This window comes from Nocardia sp. NPDC058666, assembly GCF_042714895.1.
GTDB lineage: Bacteria > Actinomycetota > Actinomycetes > Mycobacteriales > Mycobacteriaceae > Nocardia.
Genome location: NZ_JBHXRY010000017.1, coordinates 55,737 through 72,369, shown reverse-complemented (window position 1 = coordinate 72,369; position 16,633 = coordinate 55,737). Strand labels below are relative to the sequence as shown.

Here is a 16,633-nt window from a genome sequence, read left to right as displayed (position 1 = left end):
GGGCTCACCCCGAACGTCACGGCGAAACGGGTTATAGGCTCGGCGACGTGGGAGCACCAACAGCAGAGCCGGTTTCGTCGGTTCCCGAACCGTCGACCGGATGGCCTCAACGCGCGGCCAAGGCACGCTTGCATTACGTGACCGGCAAGGGAGGCACCGGCAAGTCGACCGTTTCGGCCGCACTCGCGCTGGCGCTGGCCGCCGGGGGACGCAAGGTCTTGCTGGTCGAAGTCGAAAGCCGCCAGTCCATCGCGCAACTGTTCGACCGGCCGCCGTTGCCGCCCACCGAGACCCATATCGCCAGCGCCGACGGCGGCGGTGAGGTCACCGCGCTCGCGTTGGACATCGAATACGCGTTCCTCGAGTACCTCGACATGTTCTACAACCTGGGGTTCGCGGGTCGCGCGATGCGCCGCATGGGCGCGATCGAGTTCGTCACCACCATCGCTCCCGGTCTGCGCGACGTGATCCTCACGGGCAAGATCAAAGAATGCGTGGTCCGCACCGGCAAGGACGGCAAGCCCACCTATGACGACATCGTCGTGGACGCCCCACCGACCGGCCGGATCGCCAGCTTCCTCGACGTGACCTCGGCCATGGCCGAGATCGCCAAGGGCGGACCGATCGCCTCGCAGGCCGAGGGCGTGTCCAAGCTGCTGCACTCGGATCAGACGATGATCCACCTGGTCACGCTGCTCGAGGCGCTGCCGGTGCAGGAGACCGCCGACGCGATCACCGAACTGACCGCGAACGACCTGCGGGTCGGCACGGTGATCGTCAACCGGGCGGCCACCGCCGAACTCACCCCGTCGCAGCGCGACGCGGCCGTGGCAGGCGAGCTGGACACCACCGCCATCGCCGCCGGCCTGACCAAGGCCGGAATCACCGTGTCGGAATCGGATTTCGACGGCCTGATCGCCGAAACGGTCGACCACGCGATCGTCCTGACCGCACAGAACGCCAGTGCCGTCGAACTGGCCGGCATCGATGTCCCCCAGTTGTCGCTGCCCGCGTTGGGCGAGGGCATGGACCTGGGTGGCCTCTACGAACTGGCCGAACAGCTATCCGCGCAGGGAGTCCGATGAGCGAGCACGTGTCCACCCCGCCGCTGCTGGACGTCGCGCAGATCATCGCCGATCCCACCGCGAAGGTGATCGTGTGCTGCGGGTCGGGCGGCGTCGGCAAAACCACCACCGCCGCCTCGATCGCGTTGCGCGCGGCGGAATCGGGCCGCAAGGTCGTGGTGCTGACCATCGACCCCGCGCGCAGGCTGGCGCAGTCGCTGGGCGTTGCCGAACTGGACAACACCCCGCAGCGCGTGGATCTGGGCCCCGAGGTGCCCGGTGAGCTGCACGCGATGATGCTGAACATGCGCCGCACCTTCGACGACATGGTGCTCGAGCACACCAGCGCCGACAAGGCCGAGCAGATCTTCGCCAATCCGATCTATCAGACGGTGGCGTCGTCGTTCGGTGGCACGCAGGAATACATGGCGATGGAGAAGCTGGGGCAGCTGGCCGCGCGCAAGGAGTGGGACCTGATCGTGGTCGACACGCCGCCCTCGCGCAACGCGCTGGACTTCCTCGACGCGCCCAAGCGCCTCGGCACGTTTCTCAACGGCAAGATGATCCGGCTGATCATGGCGCCCGGTCGTGGCGTTGGCCGGATCGTCACCGGGGCGATGAGCCTGGCGATGCGCGGAGTGTCGACCATCGTCGGTGGGCAGATGCTCAAGGACGCCTCGACGTTCCTGCAGTCGCTGGAATCGCTGTTCGGTGGGTTCCAGGACCGCGCGCAGCGCACGTTCGCGATGCTGTCCACGCCGGGCACGCACTTCCTGGTGGTCGCCGCGCCGGAACCGGACGCGCTGCGCGAGGCGTCGTTCTTCGTGGACCGGCTGTCGACGGAGAACATGCCGCTGGCCGGTCTGGTGCTCAACCGCACGCACCCCGCGCTGTCGGGGCTGTCCGGTGATCACGCGCAGACCGCCGCGGACCAGCTGGCCGATGCCGACCCGCTGACCGCCGCGGTGCTGCGCATCCACGCCGACCGGGTCGCGACCGCCACGCGCGAGCGGCACCTGCTGCATCGGTTCACCGGCGCGCATCCTCGGGTGAAGATCGTCTCGGTGACCGCGCTGCCCTTCGAGGTCTCGGACCTGGAAGCACTGCGCGCGGTCGGCGATCAGCTGACCGGTACCCCGGCCTCGGCCTGATCGCTGCGGCCACAGCCCGATCGATTCAGACAATTCGGCTATAGCTCGCACTCGAAGCAACACCGGCCAACGGCGCCGATTCCGCAAACCACGCGGTCTCGGCGCCGTTGTGATAACAGTCCGGTATCGACCTGCTAGATCGCTACCTGATGCTGGCGCTGGGCGTTGAAGAATTCAGACCAGGACGTCACGTCCGGATGTTGTTTCAGCAGCGCACGCCGCTGCCGCTCGGTCATCCCGCCCCACACGCCGAACTCGACCCGGTTGTCGAGAGCGTCGGCACCACACTGCATCAGCACCGGGCAATGACGGCAGATGGTTGCCGCCTTGCGCTGTGCCGCACCGCGAACGAACAGCTGATCAGGGTCCACTTCCTTGCATCGCGCCTGGGCAACCCAAGCGATCCTTGCCTCGGCCTGCTCTACATCCAGTCGGGCGATGGGGGTTGTGATGTGCATTTGATGTGCCCCTTTGCAGTCCGAACACCGTTGTGCGGCGCTCCAGAATCGCGAGCGCGGATCACAGCAACCCAACTACCGCTGCGGTCCGCACCACATTCCACTTTGAGTGTTAGCTCTATCACACTGGGTACTCAATCTAGGTAAAGGTATGGCGATTGCGCAAGACCGCCCCCCGATTTTTTGGTACGACCGTCCCTTCAAATCGGGCCAGAACCGCGCAGTAGTGCTGATCACCGGCGTGGCCGGTCGCGACACGCCGATGTGATCATTTTGTTGACACGCCCGAGCAACCCCCTCGGCATCGGCCGGACATGCGACCTCGAGCAGCACACCCATGAACCTGTCGACCCCACCCTCTAGTCTGGGATCGTGCCGATCACTCAAACGCTCGCGAGGCTGGCCGGCAGCTGCGCGCTGGCCGCCGTGCTTGTCGCTGGGCTGTTGTTCCCCTTGGCCGGTGGATTCGGGTTCATCTCCAACCGCGCCGCCGATGCCGTCGACAACGTGTCCGCCGAACTGGTGGAAGGCACGGTCCCCGCCGTGTCGACCATGGTCGACGCGAACGGGTCGCCGCTGGCGTGGTTGTACGAGCAACGCCGCTTCGAAGTGCCCAGCGAAAAGATCTCCAACAACATGAAGTTGGCGATCGTGTCCATCGAGGACAAACGCTTCGCCGACCACAAGGGCGTGGACTGGCAGGGCACGCTGCGCGCGTTCCTCACCAACACCTCCTCCGGTGCGGTGCAGCAGGGCGCGTCGACCCTCGACCAGCAGTACGTGAAGAACTTCAACCTGCTCGTGGTCGCCAAGACCGACGCCGAACGCCGCGCCGCGATCGAGACGACACCGGCGCGCAAGCTGCGCGAGATCCGGATGGCGCTCACGCTGGACCGCGAGCTGAGCAAGGACGAGATCCTCACCCGCTACCTGAACCTGGTGCCCTTCGGCAACGGCTCCTACGGCATCCAGGACGCCGCGCAGACCTACTTCGGCATCGATGCCTCCCAGCTCAACATCACCCAGTCGGCGATGCTGGCGGGCATGGTGCAGTCCAGCTCCAAGCTGAACCCGTACACCAACGTGCAGGGCGTGACCGACCGCCGCAACACGGTGCTCGACACGCTGATGCAGAACATCCCGCACCGCGCCGCGGAGTTCAGCAAGGCCAAGGCCGAGCCGCTGGGCGTGCTGGCCGAGCCCAAGGGCCTGCCGCGCGGTTGCATCTCCGCCAACGACAAGGGCTTCTTCTGCGATTACGCGCTGCAGTACCTGGCCGAGGCCGGGATCAGCCGCGAACAGATCGACAAGGGCGGCTACCTGATCAAGACCACCCTGGACCCGGTGCTGCAGGAATCGGTGAAACGCTCGGTCAACGAGCAGGCCGACCCGAACCTCGACGACATCGCCTCGGTCATGTCCGTGGTCGGCCCCGGCCAGGACTCACACCCCGTGCTCGCGATGGCCTCCAGCCGCACCTACGGCCTCAACCGCGACGCCAACGAGACACTGCTGGGCCAGCCGTACTCGATGGCCGGTGACGGCGCGGGCTCGATCTTCAAGCTGTTCACCACCGCCGCCGCCATGGAGAAGGGCCTCGGCATCGCCGCCCAGGTCGACGTGCCCGGCACCTACGCCGCGCGCGGCATGGGTTACTCCAACTCCCCTGGCTGCCCCGCCGACGCGTGGTGTGTGAAGAACGCCGGCGCCTACCCCGGCTCGATGTCGGTGACCGACGCGCTGGCCACCTCGCCCAACACCACGTTCGTGAAAATGATCCAGGACGTCGGCGTGGAAGCCGCGGTGGACATGGCTGTGCGTCTGGGCATGCGGTCCTACACCGATCCCGGCACCTCCGGGCGCGGCAACGCCAGCCTGGCCGACCACATCAAGAACAACAACATGGGTTCGTTCACGCTGGGCCCGTTCGCGATCAACCCGCTCGAGCTCACCAACGTGGCCGCCACGCTGAGCTCGGCGGGCAAGTGGTGCCCGCCGTCGCCGATCAAGGAAGTCGTCGACCGCAGCGGCAAGACCGTCCCGCTCACCCAGCAGGCCTGCGAGCAGGTGGTCGACCCCGGCCTGGCCAACACCCTGGCCAACGCGATGAGCAAGGACGACATCAGCGGTACCGCCGCGGGCGCCGCACGCGCGTCGGGCTGGGCCGCGCCGATGTCGGGCAAGACCGGCACCACCGAAAGCCACCGCTCCTCGGCGTTCCTGGGCTTCACCAACGCGCTGGCCTCGTCGGTCTACGTCTACGGCGACAGCCCCACCCCCGGCGAGATCTGCTCGTCCCCGCTGCGCAACTGCGGCAGCGGTGACCTCTACGGCGGTAACGAGCCCGCCCGCACCTGGTTCAACGCCATCAAACCGATGCTCGTCCGGTTCCCGCCGCCCGGACTGCCGCCCGTGGACGACAAGTACGTGCGCGGCGCCAACAACTCGCAGGTCCCCGACGTCGCGGGCAAGTCGCAGGGCGAGGCCACCTCGATCCTGTCCGGCGCGGGTTTCCAGGTCTCCGCGGTGACCGGGGCCGGTTCGCAGCCCAAGGGCACGGTGATGGGCAGTTCGCCCAACGGCTCGGCCATCCCCGGCTCGGTCGTCACGATCTACATCAGTGACGGCACCGTCCGCGTGCCCGCGCCGACCAATCCCCCGCCCGCCGCGCCCGCGCCGGTGATTCCGGGACTGCCGCAGATTCCGCGCCTGCCACCGATCCCGATCCCGGTGCCGCGCTAGTCACAGCACAAGGGGCCGTCATCCGAACTGGATGACGGCCCCTTTGCGTTGGGTGCTACAGCGCTGGTTCCTACAGTCGAGCCTTGACCGCGGCCGAGATCCGCGACCCGTCGGCCTTACCGTCGGCCAGCACGGTGGCGGCCTTCATGACCTGACCCATCTGCTTCATCCCCGGACGCTCCCCGAGCTGCTCGGCGACCTGCGCGATCGCGGTATCGGCGACCTGCGCCACCTCGGCGTCGTCGAGCTGAGTCGGCAGGTATTCCTCGATGATCTGTTCCTCGGCGCGCTCGTTCGCGGCCAGTTCCCCGCGACCGTTCTGCTCGTAGATCACCGCGGCCTCGTTGCGCTTCTTCGCTTCCTTCTGCAGCAGCGCCACGACATCGTTATCGGAGAGCTCGTGCGCCGCGGTTCCCGAGACCTCGGAGTTCTGGATCGCGGCGAGCAGCATCCGCAGGGTCGCGAGACGCAGTTTGTCCTTGGCTTTCATCGCGGTGGTCATATCCGCGCGCAGCTTGGCTTTCAGTTCCGACATGCGGTTTACCGTAGTCGTTCGCCCCGCGAGTGCCCATTACATTTCGACCGCTGCAGAAAATCCGGACCGTTTGTGCGGAAACACATACGCCGATCCGGGATGGGGTCGCCTATGCTGGGCAAATGCCCGTTATCTCGACGTCCGCTGTCCGCCGAACCGCGTTGGGAGCCGCTGGGGCCGCCGTCGCAGGCATCGGCTACGCCACGCTGATCGAACGGAACGCGTTCGTCCTGCGCGAAGCCACGATGCCGGTGCTGGCACCGGGTTCGCCGACGTTGCGCATTCTGCACATCAGCGACCTGCACATGATGCCGGGCCAGCAGCTCAAACAGCAGTGGCTGCGCGAACTCGATCGCCTCGAACCCGACCTGGTCGTCAATACCGGCGACAATCTTTCGCACCCCAAGGCAGTGCCCGCCGTCGTGCAATCGCTGGGTGCGTTGCTCGCGCGGCCCGGTCTGTTCGTGTTCGGTTCGAATGACTATTTCGCACCGGTACCGAAGAATCCGCTGAAGTATTTCAAGAAAGATCACCGCCGCGTCTACGGTGACCCGCTGCCGTGGAAGGACCTGCGCGCCGCCTTCACCGAACGCGGCTGGCTGGACCTGACCCACACCCGCCGCGACCTCGAAGTGGCGGGCATCCGCATCGCCACCGCCGGCGTGGACGACCCGCACATCCAGCGCGACCGCTACGAAACCGTCGCCGGCGCACCCAACCAGCTCGCCCAGCTGAGCATCGGCGTCACCCACTCCCCCGAGCCACGCGTGCTCGACCGCTTCGCCGAAGACGGCTACGACCTGGTGCTGGCAGGCCACACCCACGGCGGTCAACTCGTGATGCCCGGTTACGGCGCACTGGTCACCAACTGCGGCATCGACCGCTCCCGCGTGAAGGGCGCCTCCCAGTGGGGCGAACACACCCAACTGCACGTCTCCGCAGGCATCGGCACCTCCCCCTGGGCCCCCTACCGCTTCTGCTGCCGCCCCGAAGCCACCCTGCTCACCCTGGTCGGCGCCCAACCCAAGCGCGACTCCGCCGACACCGGCTACGGCATCTCCACCTCGGAAGCCGTCGCCCGCTAGGCTGCTGACCAGCCAATTTAACGATTACCGACCCCACGTTGTAAGCTACTTCAGGTTCGCCTCACGGGGTGTGGCGCAGCTTGGTAGCGCGCTTCGTTCGGGACGAAGAGGTCGCAGGTTCAAATCCTGTCACCCCGACGTGTTGGTTGAGACACCAAAAAGCCTCTGACCTGGTTTTCTAGGTCAGAGGCTTTTTGCATGTCCGGAGGTCTTCACCCCGAGCAGGCCCGAAAATACAGCAAAAATACAGCGGCAGCTTTCATTCGTCGCCCATCGACCGGCGCACGGCGTCGTGATCGTCGGTCTTGCGGATGTAGTGCTGGTACGTGGTCGCGACGTTCTCATGCCCCATCACGACGGCGATTTTGTGCGGCGGCACCCCGTCATCAGCGAGCCACGTTCCGTACATATCGCGCAGGTCATGGAACCGGACTCCCCCGGATTCCGACCGAGCCACCATCCGGACGGCCTGGTCGTACTTGCCGAACACTTCCGATTCCACCTCACCCGCCGCGTTCTTCCACACCGCCTCGAACTTGCTGCCGACCGCGGACACCTCACCGAGCAACCCAGCCCGAACGAGCGCCGGACGCCACACCCGAGACCGGAACAGCGTTCGACGCAACGGCCCGCCGACTTCGTTGGTGAAGATCAGCCCGTTCTGCCCCTGCTCGTGATCCTCCATATGGCAGACCAGGTCATTCACCAGCCACCCCGGAATCGGGATGCTGCGCCGACCTGCACGCGACTTCGGGAACGCCTTGAACTCGACATGTCCAGCCACCTCGGTCACGGTGCGAATCACGTTGATTACGCCAGCGTCGACATCGACCGCATCCACACTCAAGCCAGCTGCCTCACCCCAGCGCAGACCGGCGAACGCGCCAGACGCCACGAGTGCCCGATATCGCTGCGGTTGAATCATCGGGAGGAGCTGTTGCCGAACCTCATCCCGCGTCAACAGCCGCTCATCGGTGTCTCGCTCGCGCCGTTTCGGAATGCGGACACCCGCAGTCGGATCTGACCCGATGAGCTTGTTCTTCATCGCGGACTGCATCACCCCAGCCATCAGCCGCTTCGCCTCGGCGACCGTTGCCCGCGAACGCCCCTCGCCGATCTCCCCCAGCCATGTCTGCACCGACAGGTGATCGATCTTGCCCAGCTGCCAGGTAGACCATTTCGGCAGCACATGGGTACGCATGATCGACTCATCACGTGCGCGAGTAGTCCGCTCGGTGTTCCACGACTTCATCCACTCCGTAGCGTGGGTGCCGAACAACGCCCGACCAGCGTGCGGCGAGACGTAGGTACCGCTCGACTTCGACAGCTCGACCTGCGCGAGGAAGGTAGTCGCGGCCTTCTTCGTCCGGAACGACTTCGACCGCTGCTTTCCGGAAGCCTCACGCCAGAACGCGATCCATGTTCCCGGACTTGCCTGATTGACGTATCCCATTGCCTTACACCGCCTTTGGAAGATTGTCCGACGCATCGAGCCACGCCGAGAACGCTGCACGCGAGATCACCCAGCGACGACCGATGCGCTTGGCCGGGATCTCCCCGTCATGGACAGACTGATATGCCACACCTCGCGAGATACCGAGCATCACCGCGACCTCATCGACGGTGTAAGTCGCCGGTTCTGCCCGACGCCCATCCTTGACCAGTTGCATTACCTCTACTCCTTACGCTGCGGATTGCTGAATAGTTGAAATCTGTTGTGGCACAACGGTTTCACGTGAAACTCCCAGGTCACCCGGCGGATCTTCTGCCAGCGCGAGACGGGCGGCGTTGTACTCGTTTCGCCATTTCGACCGAGCCGCTACCAGCGCGATGACGAGGTGTTCGCGCGGTGGTGCGTCCGGATCGCCTGGCGGGACCGGATACACCCGCAGGTGGGAGGTGTCCGGCTTGACGATCCCGACGGCGGCGAGCTGTTGCCGAACAAATTCCGCGCGTTCGGCTTTGTGGTCGGGCAGGGTCTTGCCGGTCCACTTGTTCGACACCAGCACCCGCCGACCGGGCAGGCCGAGGGTGTCGCGACGGTGCGCCTTGCCCCTGCACCGGCCGGGTTGGGTCTTCTCGGTCGCGCCCTTGGGAACGATCCCGTAGCGCAGCCAGACGCCGCACCGCGGGGAGCACGGGGTCACGCACAGTTCCGCGTGGAGGCGGTCGTAGTGCTCGGCTACGCGGCGTGAGCCCGGTTCGAGCAGGCTGGCGACGTCCTTGGTGAGGTACTTGGTCAGGTAGCGCACTCGGTGTTCTGCCTTGTCGGTGCCGCCGATGACCTGGATCGGTTTGGACTGTTGGCCGAAGCGGACCACGTGCGCGGGTTCGAGATCATCGACGGAATCCATCACGTCCAGGGCTTCATCCCAAGTCGGTAGTGGTTCGCCGGTGTCGGGGTCGCAGAAAAGGCCGGCCTCGTAGTCCCATACCGGCATGTGCCCGGTCTCGTAGACGGGTCGGTCGAAATGCGGCCACCAGATCTGACGGTAGGTCGCCGCGGTGACGGCCTTGAGCAGCTTGTTCGACACCGATCCGCGGATCGCGATGTGCAGGTGCGGGGCACCGCGCTTCTGAGGTTCGACCGTGGCGAAGTACTGCACCTCCCAGCCCACCGCGCGACGCAGGTTTTGCGCCCACCGATCGAACAGGGCCGCGAAGTGCACGATGTCGCGAGCGGCGCGGGTGTAGTCATAGCTGTCGGGATCGACCGGGGAACCATCCGAGACCGACTTCTGCGCTTTCGGGTCGTAGACGTAGTTGATCGCGCCGTACCCGTCCAGGGTCAGGGTGAGGAAGGTCGAGGGCTGGTAGCCGTTGTAGACCGCTCCGACCGTGCGCTTTTCGACCTTGCGGCGGGGCAGGTTGGGCACGTCCTGGCGGCGGCGGGTGGACTTGGCTTTGCGGCGGGGCTTGTCGTGCAGGGTCGGGAACCGGCCACGCACGCCGAGTTCACGCAGCTCGGCGTCGAGGTCGGCCACCAGGGCGGCGATGGATTCGGCGAGTTCGTGATCGTCGTCGCGGCGAGCGTCGTGGTACTGGGTGAACAGCTCAGCGCGTGCGGTCAACAATTCACGTTGCGCCTGGGTGGGTTCCACGGGGGTGTCGACGGGTTCGGCTGCCAGGCACCAGCCTTCGCGGCACTGGTCCATGCGCAGGTGGCGGAAGGCTTTGGCGCAGGCCGGGCAGACTGCTTCGTTGCGGGACTTGCAGGGTGCGCCGACGTAACTGATGGTGCCGGTGCGGTCATCCACGGCACGCATCGGCAGCACCCGCGCGCACACGCCTTCTTTCTCGGCGGCGGATTCGGCGATGTCGCGCAGGTTGGGCAGTGCGCGACGCTGGGCGGCGGTGGTACGGCCGAGGGAGGCCGCGGGGGTGGATTCGACGGTGTTGGTGGCGTTGTCCATGGTGTGGCCTCCCTCAGCTGGGTGGTTGTCGGTGGTGGTCATGCGGCCTTGCGCAGTGGCAGGACCGTCGAATCGGTGCGGGAGCCGAAGTCCACGACGATCGGTTCAGCCAGCGAATCGGAACGGCGGAAGGTGATTTCGACCAGGCCGGGGCCGATGAGCCCGACTTTGGCTTGTTGAGCACCGAATCCGTGAGCGAAGTGGTCGGCGCGGTTGGTCCAGTAGTCGGGGCAGTGACCGGCCAACATGCGAGCCCGGACGGTGTCGAGGGATTGCCCGATGTGCACCGAGACCAGCCGCGGGATGAACACCCGGTCACCGTCACGGGTAGCCAGGCCGGTAGCGGTGATCATCTTGACCCAGACCCGGCGGTAGCGAAACCAGGCCAGGAACCGGGACCGAATGCGACCGGTGAGCCAGCGCTCGAAGGTCTGCGGGCTCCACACTCGCCACAGCACCATCCCCGCGACAGCCAGCACCGCCACCGCGATCCCGAACGCCCAGCCGTAGAACCATCCGGCCGCGATGGAAAGGCCGGCGGGCACGGAAACCATCGGGAACAGGATCGCCCATCGAGCCAGGTGGAATGCCGCGACCACGATGCCGATCAGTGCACGGCCGAGCAGATCCATGATCACGTCACCGAACTCCGTGACGTTCGTGGTTGTGGTGGTTGTGCGAGTCATCGTGTCTTCCAATCGAATTCGAGCTGTGTGGTGACGGGTATGTCGTCGGAGTAGGTGCGCCAGGTGTCGTGTTCGGCGATCCGGTAGACCACGATGGAATGGCGTTTGGCGCACGCGGCGATATAGGCGTCTGCGACCGTTCTGGCCTTGCGCAGCGAGTACACCCGCCCGGCGACCAGCAGGCCCCAGAACCGGGCGCGGTCTTTGCCTGGGGGCTTCATGCCGCAGTGCCGTAGGGGTCGGGGTCGTAGTCCCAGGCGGCCGGGATCGAGCCGGTATCGGCCAGGAGGTTCACCGCGACGGTGATCGGGTCCAGGCCGCGGGCTTCGGAGCGGCAGCGGGAACGGGCTTGGAAGTCGATGACGTCCGCGAGACCGGTGCGGGTGCCTTTACGTGCCATGATCAGTTCTCCTGTGGTAGTTCGGATTTGGTGATGCCGCAGGTGTGGCAGTCGGCTTCGACGGACGAGTTGGCCCAGATCGCCTGTTGCCAGGTCGGCGGCCAGCGATGCCCGTTCGCTTCGCATTCAGCGGTGGCGGTACAGGCGTCGCAGGTGATGCGGTCCCCGTCGTAGACCCAGCCGCCGATCTTCACGCTCAGGAACGAAACCGCTTGGCTGGTGGTGTCGAAGCAGATCGATTCCCCATCGGCGTCGGTGAGGACATCACCGCAGGTGTCGCAGTAGATGACCACGTGAGACTCGGTAACCAGGCCGCGTTTCATGCCGCCCGCCCGAGGTCGTCGTCTTCACCAGGGATGAAGTCCGGATCGAAATCGGTGTAGTCACCCTGCGGGGTGTAGTCAGGCCGATCAGGGGCGTACGTAGCAACGAGGGTGTCGATATCGTCGTTGGACACCCAGAACGCGCGCACCCGAGAAAATCCCGCCCGACCGTCTTCGGCGACATAACCCACACCCGGTGTAGCAGTGGGGATTTCATCACAGCGGGCACCACGGTCTTTGGCCGATTCGCCGTGGACCATCTTGATCTGGGTCGGCTCGTCCAGACGCAAACCGATCCGGACGGTGAACAGCTGCCGGTTGGGCATGGTCTCTTTGGACGGGTCCTGCACCGCCGAGACCACCGAATACCCGACCGCACGGCCCTGGGTTTGCAACAAGCCGGTGAGCTGGCGGAACTCTTCTTGCTCCTCACGGGTGGCATACGACGACAGGGCAGCAGCCTCATCGACAATGATCAGCACCAGCGGATCAGCCGGGGAAGGCACGAACTTACGGACCTTGGCAGCCTTGAGCTTGGACGTGCGTTCGCGCATCTGCGCCACAGCCTCGCCGAGCATGGCCAAAATGCCTGCCGAGTCCCACTCGAACCGGGTGAACAGGTCTTCCCCGCGGCTGAACTCCATGCCGCCCTTGGGATCTGCGACCCACACATCGACGTAACCGGCTTTCACCGCGGGAGCCAATCCGGCCACGATCGACCACAACACCGAGCCCTTACCCGATCCGGTGGCACCAGCGAGCAGGATGTGAGCACCCAAGATCCGCAGCAGCCACAACCGGCCGTCTTCGTGCACACCGACCGGGATCGCTTCCAGGTCTACCCCGGTCGCGTCCTGCACCGAGACAACGGGTTCGACGGGTTCGGCGAGGGTGTCGAAGCACCACAGTTCCAGGCGAACGAATCCCGGACCGGCTTGGGAGATAAGCACTTTCGGGACACCGAGGTACTGAGCCAGGGCGTCGGCGGTGTCGTCGTTGGTCCAGTCCGTGAGCTTTTGTCCGCCCACGATCTGCACTTCCAGCACGGCGCCGGTAGGGGTTCGGTCGACGCCACCGATGATGGTCGGCCAGCAACCGGGAGCACCCAGGCCCAGCGCGGACCACATGAGAGCGAGCTGGCGTTCGTTGGTCAGGATCACTGCGGCGGTGCGCAATTCCGCCGGCACTGCGTCGAGGGGATCGACCTGGCGACCGAGGTAGACAACGCCGTCGAGGTGACGCCACCACAGCAGCACACCGGCCGCGATCACGGTGGACAGGGCGACAACGGTGGTACCCATCACGCCACCGCCCGCAGCGTGAAGGTGTAGTCGTTCAGGGCCGCGGTGAGCAGGTCGACCAGGATCGCGGCCTGCGTGGGTTCCAGAAACAGTGCACCACCGTCGATGGAGACCGCGACCAGGCCCAGGTGGTGCAGGTAGCCCGCGTTGAGGTCGCCGGTCACGGGCACCACGTCGGTGGCGTTGTCGTGGTAGATCGGGACGAAGGGATCAGTGTTTGCCATGTCAGTAACTCCCGGTAGGAGCCGCGACCGGGGTGGGGCGCGGAGGTTGGAAGGGTTGGACCGCCCGCACCGGCGGCACGGTGATCGGCTGGACGGACGCCAGCGAATTCGGTAAACGAGTCGGCGCAGTCGTCGAAATCGGTTCTGGGACAACCGGTTCGGGCACAGTTGCAGGTTCGGAGGTAGGGGCACTTCGGGCGCGGAGCAGCACCGCCAGGCCGTGAGTATCGAGCAGCAGAGCAGCCGGGGCGATAATCGCGAGGATCGCCGCACCAGCACCGTGCCCCGAGGCCAGCGCGTGAGCGATGTTCCCGCCGATCGAGACCGTCGCCCCGGCAATCAGCACACGGGTGAAGAACGATCGTTCGGGGCTGTCGGCCAGGGCCAGGACCGCGATGGTGGCTTGAATGATGGTGCCGTCCACGATGACCGGGAACAGCCACGCCAGATGAGTAGGTGTGTGGGCCATGACCGCGAGGTCACGCAGGGCCGCGAACGACAGCACGAACGCAGCCAGGCCGATAACCGAGACAACGAGAACGGCGGACCAGCGCGCCCACCGAACACCCTGGGGTTGCTGATCCGCCGTACTCACGGTCACGCCGCCTTGGGCTCAGTCGCGGCCGCCACAGCGGCTATCTGCTCGGTACGGACGTGCTCGGCGGCGTCATGGACCATCAGCAAGCCCGGCAGCTGCTCGGCGAGCTGGCGAACATGGTCCATGGTGAGGAACACCGTCGAATGCCCCGCCGTGCTTTCCAGCTGAACCCACACCTTCGCCGGGTGCGTGAACCCGAAGTCGGGGTCAGTGCGAGGACCGTGGTACTCGACCGTCATCGAATCGCAGAGGTTGCCTGACATGTGGATGTGCGACATGGCGATCACGCGGCCTTGTCCGCTACGGGACGGTTGCCCTTTGCGCCGGAGTTATCGCCCGCGATGCCGGTGGCGTAGAACTGGTAGCTCTGGTACTTGAAGTCACCCTGACCAGCGATCTTCGGTTCCGCCATCAGGCCCTCGACCACGAGCCGACGCATCCCCGGCAAGCTCTCCTCCGCCTGCGGGATCGGCACAACCTCCGCGATGAACCACAGCGCGAACGACGCCCGGTTGGCCTTCAACTCGGTCGGGTCGGTGACGTTGGCCTTCCACATCAGCAAGCCCGTACCGGTACCGGTCTTCGGGTCGAAGTCGCGACGCTGCTCGGGCATCGCGTTGCGGTCGGGGTTGTACTTGATCAGGGGCTCGATTTCGCCCATCAGGATCAGGTCCTTCGGGAAGACCTCACGGAAGTTCGGTACCTGGAAGCGGAATCCGCGTGTGATGGCCATTGCCGTATCTCCTTGTGTCGGTTGACATTTCGAGTCTCTGGCCGGTTCGTCCTCCGGCCGTGACTCTAGTGTATGCGCAGTTGTGTATGCACACAAGGAGTTGCATGGAAGTCGTAAGTGCTGGACGTTTGCCAACCGGGGCGTATGTGGGCATTGACCTGTGTGTATGACCAGTTGCGTATACTGAAAAAGAAGACACACGCCCAACGCGAGAGGGATGAAATTCATGTCCGAGCCGCAGTACGTAGCCATCGCCGGTAAGTTCGCCCGCGACATCCGCAGCGGGAAGCTGATGCCCGGCACTCAGCTACCGAGCTACGCGGAACTCACGACGAAGCACAACGTCTCGGCCATCGTCATCCGCGCGGCAGTCGACCTGCTGATCAGTCAGGGGCTTGTGAGGACGGTGCCGCGGCGAGGGACGTTCGTCGCCGACCGGCCGAATCTGGTGCGGGTGTCTCCGGAACGGCAGCTCGAGGATCCCGAAGACACGTTCCGCAGCGAGTCAGACGACGAGTCCGAGCAGAAGGTCGTAGTCGACCGCCACGTCCAGGAGGTCAGCGCCAGCGACGAGGTGGCCGCAGCGCTCGGGCTGAAGCCAGGAACTCGGGTCACCCACACCATCACGCGCGCAAGCGAAGATGGCCGGCCTATTTCGATCTCGGACACCTACCAGCCGATCGGCGTCGAGGGCATCGCCGGTGCAACGTTCCTCGAGGAGACGATTTCGGACAGTCTCCCGACGGCTACTCACGCGGAATGGCTGAGGGCTTCGCCTGGTGGCCTGGTGAAGTCGGTTTACCAGCGCTTCATCGCTCCAGGCGACCAGGTCGTGATGATCTCGTACGTCTCCTACCCGCGAGATCGTTACGAGGCGTTCGTCTTTCGCATGTCGCTGAACCCCGCGGACGCCACGAACGGCTAAAGCAGGTCAGAGCACCAGCCCGGTCACACCATCACCGATGACGTGGCCGGGCTGTTCTGTGTGCCGCTACTGCCGCAAGACCCATCCCTGTGCGACGTCGCAGTTACGGAACCACGCCACGTAATCGGCATCCTCCGCGACGAGCTCCCACCGCTCCGCCAGCCTGGCGAAAAACGCATCATCGCCCGTCTTTCCGCCCTGGGGCTCACCGACGAAGACGAGCCGGGTACCGCCGTCCTGCTCGAACCCGGCCAGCGCGTCGGACGCCATCGAATCCCCCCACCCAGGCGGCCAGCACAGGAGCAACACGGCATCGGCCTTGTCCGCGGTGGCATACGCTTCCAGGCCCTCTACTTGGTGCCATATCGCCTTCTGCCCGCTCACGACGGGGAATGACGGATTCACTGTCTCGTTCGGCGGTTCGGAGTCGAACGCCCTTACCCGACATCCCCTATCCGCGAGCTGGCCAGCCCAATACCCGCGACCCGCTCCCAGTTCCAGCAGCGTGCGGCCAGCGGTGAAGTCCCCGACCCATGCCAGCGTCTCAGGCGACGGAATCGCATACGCGTAGGCGGCCTGTAGGACTGTCTCCGCGTACGCCAGTCGCGCCTTACCCGAATGGCCATGGATGCCACGGCGGCCTTCGCTGTCTCGGGAGACGACTGGTGCCACGACGTCCCAGTACGGGTTGCCGGATGCAGTCGCCCCTCCCGTCAGAAAATGCACCATCCTGAGATCGAACGATGCATCTTGCTCCCGATCCCCCGAACCCGGCAGGCGCATCACGGTATCCAGATAGTCCGCGACGTGGGGGAACGCTGCGTTCAACCTCGCTTCGTCCTTGAGTAGCTCTGCCAGTTCTATCCGTCGCTCTGTCGTCAGTACCAGCCCGCTCATGCTTCGATTCTCGGTCGTCCTGACGCCCCGTGGTCCTGTGACGCGAAAATCGCTGCCATGACCTCTGCCTCACCTGTCGAGCGAACATGGTGGAAAGG

Annotated in this window: 20 protein-coding genes and 1 tRNA gene; 6 read left to right on the top strand and 15 right to left on the bottom strand. The window is 65.4% G+C overall.

Features of this window, described 5'->3' with window-relative positions:
- The first annotated feature begins 47 nt into the window (after positions 1-47).
- Positions 48-1,085 (top strand): ArsA family ATPase, encoded by a 1,038-nt coding sequence (locus tag ACFWVD_RS25855; RefSeq protein WP_379247031.1) that lies wholly within the window; start codon positions 48-50, stop codon positions 1,083-1,085.
- Positions 1,082-2,215 carry an ArsA family ATPase gene (locus ACFWVD_RS25850; RefSeq protein WP_379247030.1) on the top strand — a complete coding sequence of 378 codons (1,134 nt, stop codon included), beginning with the start codon at positions 1,082-1,084 and terminating at the stop codon, positions 2,213-2,215. The genes ACFWVD_RS25855 and ACFWVD_RS25850 overlap by 4 nt, the downstream gene beginning before the upstream one ends.
- 134 nt (positions 2,216-2,349) lie before the next feature.
- Here ACFWVD_RS25850 and ACFWVD_RS25845 read toward each other — a convergent pair whose 3' ends face one another.
- The gene (locus ACFWVD_RS25845) at positions 2,350-2,673 is read right to left on the bottom strand and encodes a WhiB family transcriptional regulator (RefSeq protein WP_379238653.1); all 324 of its coding nucleotides are present in this window, start codon (positions 2,671-2,673) and stop codon (positions 2,350-2,352) included.
- A gap of 372 nt (positions 2,674-3,045) precedes the next feature.
- Between ACFWVD_RS25845 and ACFWVD_RS25840 the strand changes: the two genes are divergently transcribed.
- A complete protein-coding gene (locus ACFWVD_RS25840; RefSeq protein ID WP_379247029.1) occupies positions 3,046-5,415 on the top strand; it encodes a penicillin-binding protein in 2,370 nt (789 codons plus the stop codon).
- A gap of 70 nt (positions 5,416-5,485) precedes the next feature.
- Here ACFWVD_RS25840 and ACFWVD_RS25835 read toward each other — a convergent pair whose 3' ends face one another.
- Positions 5,486-5,950, bottom strand: a complete 465-nt coding sequence (locus tag ACFWVD_RS25835) for a GatB/YqeY domain-containing protein (RefSeq protein WP_379247028.1) — start codon at positions 5,948-5,950, stop codon at positions 5,486-5,488.
- A 122-nt stretch (positions 5,951-6,072) separates the two neighbouring features.
- Here ACFWVD_RS25835 and ACFWVD_RS25830 point away from each other — a divergent pair, with 122 nt between their 5' ends.
- Both ACFWVD_RS25830 and ACFWVD_RS25825 read left to right on the top strand, forming a co-directional pair.
- On the top strand, positions 6,073-7,035 hold the full coding sequence (locus ACFWVD_RS25830; RefSeq protein WP_379247027.1) for a metallophosphoesterase: 963 nt from the start codon (positions 6,073-6,075) through the stop codon (positions 7,033-7,035).
- Positions 7,036-7,099: 64 nt separating this feature from the next.
- Positions 7,100-7,173: transfer RNA gene (locus tag ACFWVD_RS25825), tRNA-Pro, on the top strand.
- 121 nt (positions 7,174-7,294) lie between these two features.
- Here the strand turns inward: ACFWVD_RS25825 and ACFWVD_RS25820 are convergent.
- From ACFWVD_RS25820 to ACFWVD_RS25765, 12 genes are read right to left on the bottom strand one after another with little or no spacing between them, the layout of a single operon-like run.
- On the bottom strand, positions 7,295-8,488 hold the full coding sequence (locus ACFWVD_RS25820; protein WP_379247026.1) for a tyrosine-type recombinase/integrase: 1,194 nt from the start codon (positions 8,486-8,488) through the stop codon (positions 7,295-7,297).
- A 4-nt stretch (positions 8,489-8,492) separates the two neighbouring features.
- Positions 8,493-8,705: a helix-turn-helix domain-containing protein gene (locus tag ACFWVD_RS25815; RefSeq protein ID WP_379247024.1), complete on the bottom strand. Its 213-nt coding sequence runs from the start codon at positions 8,703-8,705 to the stop codon at positions 8,493-8,495.
- A 12-nt stretch (positions 8,706-8,717) separates the two neighbouring features.
- A complete protein-coding gene (locus ACFWVD_RS25810; RefSeq protein ID WP_379247022.1) occupies positions 8,718-10,448 on the bottom strand; it encodes a replication initiator in 1,731 nt (576 codons plus the stop codon).
- A 38-nt stretch (positions 10,449-10,486) separates the two neighbouring features.
- Positions 10,487-11,134: a hypothetical protein gene (locus tag ACFWVD_RS25805; RefSeq protein ID WP_379247020.1), complete on the bottom strand. Its 648-nt coding sequence runs from the start codon at positions 11,132-11,134 to the stop codon at positions 10,487-10,489.
- Entirely contained in the window at positions 11,131-11,355 is a 225-nt protein-coding gene (locus ACFWVD_RS25800; protein WP_379247018.1) for a hypothetical protein, read from the bottom strand. The genes ACFWVD_RS25805 and ACFWVD_RS25800 overlap by 4 nt, the downstream gene beginning before the upstream one ends.
- Entirely contained in the window at positions 11,352-11,534 is a 183-nt protein-coding gene (locus ACFWVD_RS25795; protein WP_379247016.1) for a hypothetical protein, read from the bottom strand. The genes ACFWVD_RS25800 and ACFWVD_RS25795 overlap by 4 nt, the downstream gene beginning before the upstream one ends.
- A 2-nt stretch (positions 11,535-11,536) precedes the next feature.
- Complete coding sequence (locus ACFWVD_RS25790) at positions 11,537-11,857, bottom strand: hypothetical protein (protein ID WP_379247014.1); 321 nt, start codon at positions 11,855-11,857, stop codon at positions 11,537-11,539.
- Positions 11,854-13,158 carry an FtsK/SpoIIIE domain-containing protein gene (locus ACFWVD_RS25785; protein ID WP_379247012.1) on the bottom strand — a complete coding sequence of 435 codons (1,305 nt, stop codon included), beginning with the start codon at positions 13,156-13,158 and terminating at the stop codon, positions 11,854-11,856. Before ACFWVD_RS25785 ends, ACFWVD_RS25790 begins: the two co-directional genes overlap by 4 nt.
- Positions 13,158-13,382 (bottom strand): hypothetical protein, encoded by a 225-nt coding sequence (locus tag ACFWVD_RS25780; protein ID WP_379247010.1) that lies wholly within the window; start codon positions 13,380-13,382, stop codon positions 13,158-13,160. The genes ACFWVD_RS25785 and ACFWVD_RS25780 overlap by 1 nt, the downstream gene beginning before the upstream one ends.
- 1 nt (position 13,383) lies before the next feature.
- Positions 13,384-13,977, bottom strand: a complete 594-nt coding sequence (locus tag ACFWVD_RS25775) for a DUF2637 domain-containing protein (protein ID WP_379247008.1) — start codon at positions 13,975-13,977, stop codon at positions 13,384-13,386.
- Between the two features lie 2 nt (positions 13,978-13,979).
- Positions 13,980-14,219 carry a hypothetical protein gene (locus ACFWVD_RS25770; RefSeq protein WP_379247006.1) on the bottom strand — a complete coding sequence of 80 codons (240 nt, stop codon included), beginning with the start codon at positions 14,217-14,219 and terminating at the stop codon, positions 13,980-13,982.
- 44 nt (positions 14,220-14,263) lie between these two features.
- Positions 14,264-14,713, bottom strand: coding sequence for a hypothetical protein (locus ACFWVD_RS25765; RefSeq protein WP_379247004.1), 450 nt, complete (start codon positions 14,711-14,713; stop codon positions 14,264-14,266).
- Positions 14,714-14,939: 226 nt separating this feature from the next.
- Between ACFWVD_RS25765 and ACFWVD_RS25760 the strand changes: the two genes are divergently transcribed.
- Positions 14,940-15,638 (top strand): GntR family transcriptional regulator, encoded by a 699-nt coding sequence (locus ACFWVD_RS25760; protein ID WP_379247002.1) that lies wholly within the window; start codon positions 14,940-14,942, stop codon positions 15,636-15,638.
- A gap of 66 nt (positions 15,639-15,704) precedes the next feature.
- On the opposite strand, the gene ACFWVD_RS25755 is transcribed toward ACFWVD_RS25760, so the two are convergent.
- A complete protein-coding gene (locus ACFWVD_RS25755) occupies positions 15,705-16,535 on the bottom strand; it encodes a hypothetical protein (RefSeq protein ID WP_379247000.1) in 831 nt (276 codons plus the stop codon).
- Positions 16,536-16,633: the final 98 nt, after the last annotated feature.